This is a genomic window from Streptomyces sp. SID5910 (assembly GCF_009862125.1).
Lineage (GTDB): Bacteria > Actinomycetota > Actinomycetes > Streptomycetales > Streptomycetaceae > Streptomyces.
This window is the reverse complement of the sequence record NZ_WWHX01000451.1, coordinates 1-7,391: the sequence shown is the minus strand read 5'-3', so window position 1 is coordinate 7,391 and position 7,391 is coordinate 1. Positions and strand designations below refer to the sequence as shown.

Sequence of the window (7,391 nt, the reverse complement as noted above, 5' to 3'; positions counted from 1 at the left end):
ACCGCGGCTCCGGCAGATCCGCAAGGAGCGCGAGGTCACCCTCGCCGCCCTCTCCGAGTCGACCGGTATCTCGGTCAGCACCCTGTCCCGGCTGGAGTCGGGCCTGCGCAAGCCGAGCCTCGAACTGCTGCTGCCGATCGCCCAGGCCCACCAGGTGGCGCTGGACGAACTGGTCGGCGCCCCGCCGGTCGGCGACCCCCGGGTGCGCGCCCGGCCCATCGTGCGGTACGGCCGCACCCACTGGCCCCTCACCCGCCAGCCGGGCGGCCTCCAGGCGTTCAAGGTGCTGGAGCCGCAGCGCCAGGAGGAGCCGGACCCGCGGACCCACGAGGGGTACGAGTGGCTGTACGTCCTCTCCGGCCGGCTGCGCCTGGTGCTCGGCGAGCACGACGTCGTGCTCGGCGCGGGCGAGGCGGCCGAGTTCGACACCCGGGTCCCGCACTGGTTCGGCTCGACGGGGGAGGGGCCGGTCGAGTTCCTCAGCCTGTTCGGCCCGCAGGGGGAGCGCATGCACGTCCGCGCACGGCCCGCCCGGCCGTGACGGACGACCCGCCGCCACCTGTTCCCTGATCGGCAAGCGACCGCTTAGTATGCGGGGGACCCGGACCGACAGTCGCGTGGAGGCCCCGCATGCAGGCATGGCAGGTGCACGAGAACGGCGAGCCGAGCGAGGTGATGCGCCTCGGCGACGTGCCGCCCCCGACGCCCGGCGACGGCCAGGTCCTGCTGAGGGTCCGCGCCGCCAACATCAACTTCCCGGACGCGCTGATGTGCCGGGGCCAGTACCAGGTCAGGCCGCCCCTGCCCTTCACCCCCGGCGTGGAGATCTGCGGCGAGACCGAGGACGGGCGCCGCGTCCTCGCCAACCCTGCGCTGCCCCACGGCGGCTTCGCCGAGTACGCCGTCGCGGACGCCCGCGCCCTGCTGCCCGCGCCGGACGCCCTCGACGACGCCGAGGCCGCCGCGCTGCACATCGGCTACCAGACGGGCTGGTTCGGCCTGCACCGCCGGGCCCGCCTGGAGGCCGGCGAGACCCTGCTCGTCCACGCCGCCGCCGGCGGGGTCGGCAGCGCGGCCGTGCAGCTCGGCAAGGCCGCCGGGGCGCGGGTCGTCGGCGTCGTCGGCGGCCCCGAGAAGGCCGCCGTGGCCCGCGAGCTGGGCTGCGACGTGGTGATCGACCGGCGCAGCGAGGAAGTCGTCGCCGCCGTGAAGGAGGCCACCGGCGGCCGGGGCGCCGACGTGATCTACGACCCGGTGGGCGGCGACGCCTACACCCAGTCCGCCAAGACCGTCGCCTTCGAGGGCCGGATCGTCGTCGTCGGCTTCGCGAGCGGCACGATCCCCAGCCCCGCGCTGAACCACGCCCTGGTGAAGAACTACTCGATCCTCGGCCTGCACTGGGGCCTCTACAACACCAAGAACCCGAAGCTGGTCCAGCACTGCCACGAGCAGCTCACCGACCTCGCCGCCCGGGGCGCGATCAAGCCGCTGATCAGCGAGCGGGTGCCGCTCGGCGGGGCCGCGGACGCCGTGCAGCGGGTCGCCGACGGGAAGACGACCGGCCGCGTGGCCGTCGTCCTGGAGAAGGGAGCCGACGCATGACCGACGCCGACGAACTGCGCCGCCGCACACAGGAGTTGCTGGCCGCCCACCCGCCGGCCGGCACCGACCGCCTCGACTTCCTCCGGGCCCGCTTCGACGCCGGACTCGCCTGGGTGCACTATCCCGAAGGCCTCGGCGGCCTCGGCGCCCCCCGCTCCCTCCAGGCCGTGGTCGACGCCGAACTGGCCGCCGCGGGCGCCCCCGACAACGACCCCCGGCGCATCGGCATCGGCCTCGGCATGGCCGCCCCGACCATCCTCCACTACGGCACCGACGAGCAGAAGCGCCGCCTGCTGCGCCCGCTGTGGACCGGCGAGGAGGTCTGGTGCCAGCTCTTCAGCGAGCCCGGCGCCGGCTCCGACCTCGCCGCCCTCGGTACCCGCGCCGTCCGCGAGGGCGACACCTGGGTGGTCGACGGGCAGAAGGTGTGGACCTCCAGCGCGCACCTCGCCCGCTGGGCCATCCTCATCGCCCGCACCGACCCGGACGTGCCCAAGCACCGGGGCATCACCTACTTCCTCTGTGACATGACCGACCCCGGCGTGGAGGTCCGGCCGCTGCGCCAGATCACCGGCGAGGCCGAGTTCAACGAGGTCTTCCTCACCGGCGTCCGCATCCCCGACGCCATGCGCCTCGGCGACATCGGCGACGGCTGGCGGGTCGCGCAGACCACGCTCAACAACGAGCGCGTCGCCATCGGCGGTACCCCGATCCCCCGCGAGGGCGGCATGATCGGCAAGATCGCCGAGACCTGGCGGGAACGCCCCGACCTGCGCACCCCCGACCTGCACCAGCGGCTGCTCGGCCTGTGGGTCGAGGCCGAGGTCGCCCGGCTCACCGGCGTACGGCTGCGCCAGCAGCTGGCGGCCGGCCAGCCCGGCCCCGAGGGCGCCGGCATGAAGCTCAACTTCGCCCGCCTCAACCAGGAGATCAGCGGCCTGGAGGTCGAACTCCTCGGCGAGGAGGGCCTGTTGTACGACGACTGGACCATGCGCCGCCCCGAGCTGGTGGACTTCACCGGCCGCGACGCCGGGTACCGCTACCTGCGCTCCAAGGGCAACAGCATCGAGGGCGGGACCAGCGAGGTCCTGCTGAACATCGTCGCCGAGCGCGTCCTCGGCCTGCCCGCCGAACCGCGCACCGACAAGGACGTCGCCTGGAAGGACCTGGCCCGATGAGCGCACAGCCCGACCTGCTGTACTCGGAGGAGGAAGAGGCGCTGCGCGCCGCCGTCCGGGGCCTGCTCACCGACCACTCGGACCCGACGGGCGTCATCGCGCGCACCGAGTCCGACGCGCCCCACGACCGCGCGCTGTGGAAGGCGCTGGCCGAGGGCATGGGTCTCGCGGGGCTGCTGGTGCCCGAGGCGCAGGGCGGCCAGGGAGCCACTTACCGGGAGGCGGCCGTCGCCCTGGAGGAGCTGGGCCGGTCCGTGGCGCCCGTGCCCTATCTGACGAGCGCCGTCGTCGCCACCGAGGCCCTGCTGGCCTGCGGCGCCGAGGACCTGCTCGGCGAGCTGGCCTCCGGACGCCGCATCGGCGTCCTCGCCGTCGGCCTGCACACCGCTCCCGGCGCCGCCCACCCCGCCGTACGGGTGGAGGACGGGCTGCTGCACGGGGAGTTGACCGGCATCGCGGACGCCACCGTGGCCGACGTCCTGCTCGTCCCGGCGGACGACGGCGCCCTGTACGCGGTGGACGCCGCCGCGGCGACCGTCACCCCGCGCGCGTCCCTGGACCTGACCCGTCCGGTCGCGACGGTCGCCCTCGACAGGGCGCCGGGACGCCGGCTCGGCGACGCCGGGCCCGCCGTGCGCCGTGCCCTGCGGGCCGGGGCCGGACTGCTGGCCTCCGAGCAACTGGGCCTCGCCGACTGGCTGCTGACCGAGACGGTCCGCTACCTCAAGGAACGCAGGCAGTTCAACCGCCAGGTCGGCGGCTTCCAGGCGCTCAAGCACCGGCTGGCCCGGCTGTGGCTGGAGGTCGCGGGCCTGCGCGCCGCCGCGCGCAACGCGGCCGACGCGCTGACGACCGGCGCGGACGCCGACGTGGCCGTCGCCGTGGCCCAGGCGTACGCGTCCCAGGTCGCCGTCCACGTCGCCGAGGAGGCGCTGCAACTGCACGGCGGCCTCGGCATGACCTGGGAGCACCCGGTCCACCTCTACCTGAAGCGGGCCAAGGCCGACTCGATCGCCCACGGCACGGCGGGCGCCCACCGGGAGGCACTGGCCGAACTGGCCGACCTGCGCGCACCCTGACAGGCCGTCGGACAAGAGAGATGCCCGTCCCCTCGGGGGCGGGCATCTCCCTGTGCGCCGCCCTTCCGCGGATCGCCCGTGAGGTGAACCACCGGCGGCGGTCCGGCCAACTCACCGCACGCCTCTGCTCCTTGAGTGCCCCGGGACCCCATACTCACAGGCGTCCCGTACGGCACCCCCAGGGAGGCAGAGCATGGCCCGCACCACCCGACGCAGAGCCCTCACCACCCTCGGCGCCGCCCTCGCGGGCGCGGTCGCCCTGCCCGCCGGCACCGCGCTGGCGGGCGAAGACAGGCGCGGACCCCGCCCGTTGTGGCGCGCGCACGCCCACAACGACTACGAGCACCCCCGTCCCCTCCTCGACGCCCTCGACCACCGCTTCGGCAGCGTCGAGGCCGACATCTACCTGGTCGGCGGCCGGCTCCTGGTCGCCCACGACCCCGAGGACCTCGACCCGGCCCGCACCCTGGAGTCCCTCTACCTCGACCCGCTCGCCGCCCGCGTCCGCGCCCACCACGGCCGGGTGTACCGGGGCGACAGGCGCCCCCTGCAACTCCTCGTCGACATCAAGACCGAGGGGGCGGCGACGTATCTCGAACTCGACCGCCGGCTGCGCCGCTACCGGCACCTGTTCACCACCTACGCCCACGGCCGGGTCCACCCCGGTGCGGTCACCGTCGTGGTCTCCGGCGACCGTGCCGCCCGCGCCCCCATGGCCGCCCAGAAGACGCGCCCGGCCTTCTACGACGGCCGTCTCACCGACCTCGGCACCTCCGCCCCGGCCTCGTTCGTCCCGCTGATCAGCGACAACTGGACGCTCAACTTCACCTGGCAGGGCGTCGGCGCCTTCCCCGAGGCCGAGCGGAGCAAGCTGCGGGACATCGTCGGCGCGGTACACGCGCGCGGGCAGCGGGTGCGCTTCTGGGCCACCCCCGATCTGCCGGGCGCCGCCCGGGACGCGGTGTGGGGCGAACTGCTCGCCGCGGGCGTCGACCACCTCAACACCGACGACCTCGCAGGGCTGGAGGCGTTCCTCGACGCCCGCCGCGGCGCGTAGGCACCCGCCGGAACATCACACGTTCGGAGGACAGGTCAGCCGCCCGGAGAAACCCTCCGTTACGCCACACTTACGGCCGAACGCCGCGAAGTGGACGTGGCGGAGGAGGTTGACGATGGCCATTTCCATCTCTGTGGTGTTGCTGCTGACGATCCTGGCGGTGCTCTTCCTGCGCAACGGCGGGCTGAAGATCTCGCACGCGCTGGTCTGCCTGCTGCTCGGCTTCTACCTGGCCGGCACGAGCATCGCCCCGACCATCCACAGCGGTCTCATGGCCACGGCGGACATCGTCGGCAGCCTCAGACCGTGACGGACGGCCGGGGCGGCGCCCGGTAGTTGGGGACGGGGGGGGGCGTCGGCTAGGCGTCGAGGAGGCGGGAGCGGATGAGGAAGCGCACCCCCTCGGGCGCCTCCAGCGAGAAGCCGCTGCCCCGCCCCTCGACCACGTCCACGATCAGCCGGGTATGACTCCACACCGCGAACTGGCTGCGGGACATCCAGAACGCCACCGGCTCCTCGACGCCCTCCACGACCAGCTCCGCGAGCAGGACGTCCGCGGCGCCGGTGCGGAACTCGCCGGCCGGGTAGCACATGGGGGCGCTGCCGTCGCAGCACCCGCCGGACTGGTGGAACATCAGCGGCCCGTGCGCCCCGTGCAGACGCCGCAGCAGATCGGCCGCCGAGGCGGTGAGCTCGACGCGTGGGGTCTCCTCGTATGTGTCGCGCATGCCGTGCATGGCAGCACGCGCAAGGTTGCGAGTGCGTTGCGGAGCCCGGCGGGTCTCAGATCTCCCCGGCCGCCGAGCGGGGGAGCACCGTGACGCGGTGGAAGTTGCACTCCGACGGCAGGTCCGCGGCGGGCCGCGACTGATGGGCTTTCAGGGCGATGCTCACCAGGCTCAGCAGCAGGTCGACGTCCGCGTCGCAGTCCAGGTGCACGGTCACCCAACGGGAGCCGGGGACCAGGTGTATGGCGCTGGAGCCGCCGAGGTCGTACTGGAAACGCTGGATGGCCCGTTGGGTCAGGTGGAGGTCCACGTCCCGGTCCGAGTGGAAGTGGACGATCTCGTCCTGGACGGAGCGCAGGGCCCGCCCGGTTCCGCAACTGGCCGGACCCGACGTGAGGTCGGGCCAGGCGTGCAGCCGCTCAAAGGCGCGCTGGGCCAGAGTCATGCCCCCATCGTCGCCGGATCACCGCGCCGCAACCAGGGGTTGAGCGTTTCGTAACCGGCACGTGAGGTGGAATCCCGGACGACCGGCTCAGGACGCGTCACGCCGTCCCGGCTCCACCTCCCACGCGGCGGCGCACAGGGCGCGGTCCAGCTCCTCCGCGCAGACCGCGGCGGCGAGCCAGGCGCGGGCGAAGCGGCCGGTGTCCGCCGGAAGGAGCCGGCCGAAGTGGTCCCGGGCGCGGTCCGCGGCGGCGGCGTGCAGCCCGTCGAGGAGTTCGGCCGCGGTGACCAGGCCGTTCCGGCGCAGTCGCGAACCGTCGGCGTCGCGGCCGCCGGGGAACGCCAGCACGCGGCGCCCGCCGGAGACGGCCTGATGGACCCGGCGGCGCAGCAGATGCACCGGGGCCTCGTCGGCCTCGGGCAGGGCCACGGGCGCGGCGGCCGGCGGTACGTGCGCGGGCAGATCCGCGCGGAGGAGCCGGTCCAGACCCAGGTCGACGTGCGCGTCGGAGTCGGTGGGGTGGCTGACGGCCAGGAGCAGCGCGCGGGGGAGCGGGGCCGGCGTGAGCCGGGCGACGACCCGCAGACGGGAACCCCGGGCGGACGCCAGGAGGCGCAGGTTGTCGCGGTGGGGCAGCGCGGGATCGTCATGGGCCGCGGCGAGACGCACCGTCAGCCCGGCGCAGTCGGCGACCAGGCACTCGCCCGCCGCCTCGCGCACCGTGCCGGTGAGCGTCACGTCGAGGAACAGCAGGTCCTGGTCGGTCGTCAGCGCACGGGAGAACTGCTCGGCCACCGGAACCGCCCACAGCCGGCCGAGCGGCTCGGCGTGCCACGCGGCACCCGACGCGCGGACCGCCCGGACACCCGCCCCCGCGCCCAGGCGGCCCGTCGGGGAGACGGTCGCGCCGGACACGACGAGCCCCGCGCGCGACAGTTCACGGTGGGTCAGTGTCGTGTCGCCGATGCGGACACCGCGGTCGGCGGCGCCCGTGGCCCGGCCGGCGCCGCCCGGCGCGACGTCGGAGACGGTGTGGAGCCGGCCCGTGGCGTCGGCGGTCCACGTGACGGCGCCCGCGTATCCGGTCGCCGTGAGCACGGGCTCGGAGAACAGCCCGTACAGGCGCAGCGAACCGTTCGGGGCGTACGGCTGCCGGGCGCTGCCGCGCAGCTCGGCCAGCTCCTGTCCGCCGGCGGCGGGGAGGCGGTGGGCGAGCCGCAGGACGTCGCGGAGCGCGGCGGCGAGGTCGGTGAGGCGGTAGGCGGCGTCGGCGCTCCGCGCGGCCCGCAGCGCCGTGACGAC

8 protein-coding genes and 1 pseudogene are annotated in these 7,391 nt (G+C 74.7%); 6 read left to right on the top strand and 3 right to left on the bottom strand.

The genetic code is table 11. The features are described 5' to 3' along the window. The 6 genes from GTW67_RS16020 to GTW67_RS15995 form a co-directional block, all read left to right on the top strand. Positions 1 to 541 (top strand): helix-turn-helix domain-containing protein (locus GTW67_RS16020; RefSeq protein WP_161165500.1); only part of this gene is annotated, 541 nt, incomplete at its 5' end. Positions 542 to 630: 89 nt separating this feature from the next. Further along, positions 631 to 1,602 carry an NADPH:quinone oxidoreductase family protein gene (locus tag GTW67_RS16015; RefSeq protein ID WP_161165499.1) on the top strand — a complete coding sequence of 324 codons (972 nt, stop codon included), beginning with the start codon at positions 631 to 633 and terminating at the stop codon, positions 1,600 to 1,602. Continuing rightward, positions 1,599 to 2,780, top strand: a complete 1,182-nt coding sequence (locus tag GTW67_RS16010) for an acyl-CoA dehydrogenase family protein (RefSeq protein ID WP_161165498.1) — start codon at positions 1,599 to 1,601, stop codon at positions 2,778 to 2,780. Before GTW67_RS16015 ends, GTW67_RS16010 begins: the two co-directional genes overlap by 4 nt. Beyond that, on the top strand, positions 2,777 to 3,859 hold the full coding sequence (locus GTW67_RS16005) for an acyl-CoA dehydrogenase family protein (protein ID WP_161165497.1): 1,083 nt from the start codon (positions 2,777 to 2,779) through the stop codon (positions 3,857 to 3,859). The genes GTW67_RS16010 and GTW67_RS16005 overlap by 4 nt, the downstream gene beginning before the upstream one ends. Before the next feature lie 193 nt (positions 3,860 to 4,052). Next, the gene (locus GTW67_RS16000) at positions 4,053 to 4,916 is read left to right on the top strand and encodes a phosphatidylinositol-specific phospholipase C/glycerophosphodiester phosphodiesterase family protein (RefSeq protein ID WP_161165496.1); all 864 of its coding nucleotides are present in this window, start codon (positions 4,053 to 4,055) and stop codon (positions 4,914 to 4,916) included. 115 nt (positions 4,917 to 5,031) lie between these two features. Then, the gene (locus tag GTW67_RS15995; protein ID WP_161165495.1) at positions 5,032 to 5,226 is read left to right on the top strand and encodes a hypothetical protein; all 195 of its coding nucleotides are present in this window, start codon (positions 5,032 to 5,034) and stop codon (positions 5,224 to 5,226) included. Positions 5,227 to 5,275: 49 nt separating this feature from the next. Here the strand turns inward: GTW67_RS15995 and GTW67_RS15990 are convergent, their stop codons facing one another. The 3 genes and pseudogenes from GTW67_RS15990 to GTW67_RS15980 all read right to left on the bottom strand — a co-directional run. Further along, complete coding sequence (locus GTW67_RS15990; RefSeq protein WP_161165494.1) at positions 5,276 to 5,644, bottom strand: DUF779 domain-containing protein; 369 nt, start codon at positions 5,642 to 5,644, stop codon at positions 5,276 to 5,278. A 55-nt stretch (positions 5,645 to 5,699) separates the two neighbouring features. Continuing rightward, positions 5,700 to 6,089 carry a luciferase domain-containing protein gene (locus tag GTW67_RS15985; RefSeq protein WP_161165493.1) on the bottom strand — a complete coding sequence of 130 codons (390 nt, stop codon included), beginning with the start codon at positions 6,087 to 6,089 and terminating at the stop codon, positions 5,700 to 5,702. Between the two features lie 87 nt (positions 6,090 to 6,176). Next, positions 6,177 to 7,391: pseudogene (locus GTW67_RS15980) on the bottom strand (hypothetical protein); the annotation flags it as partial.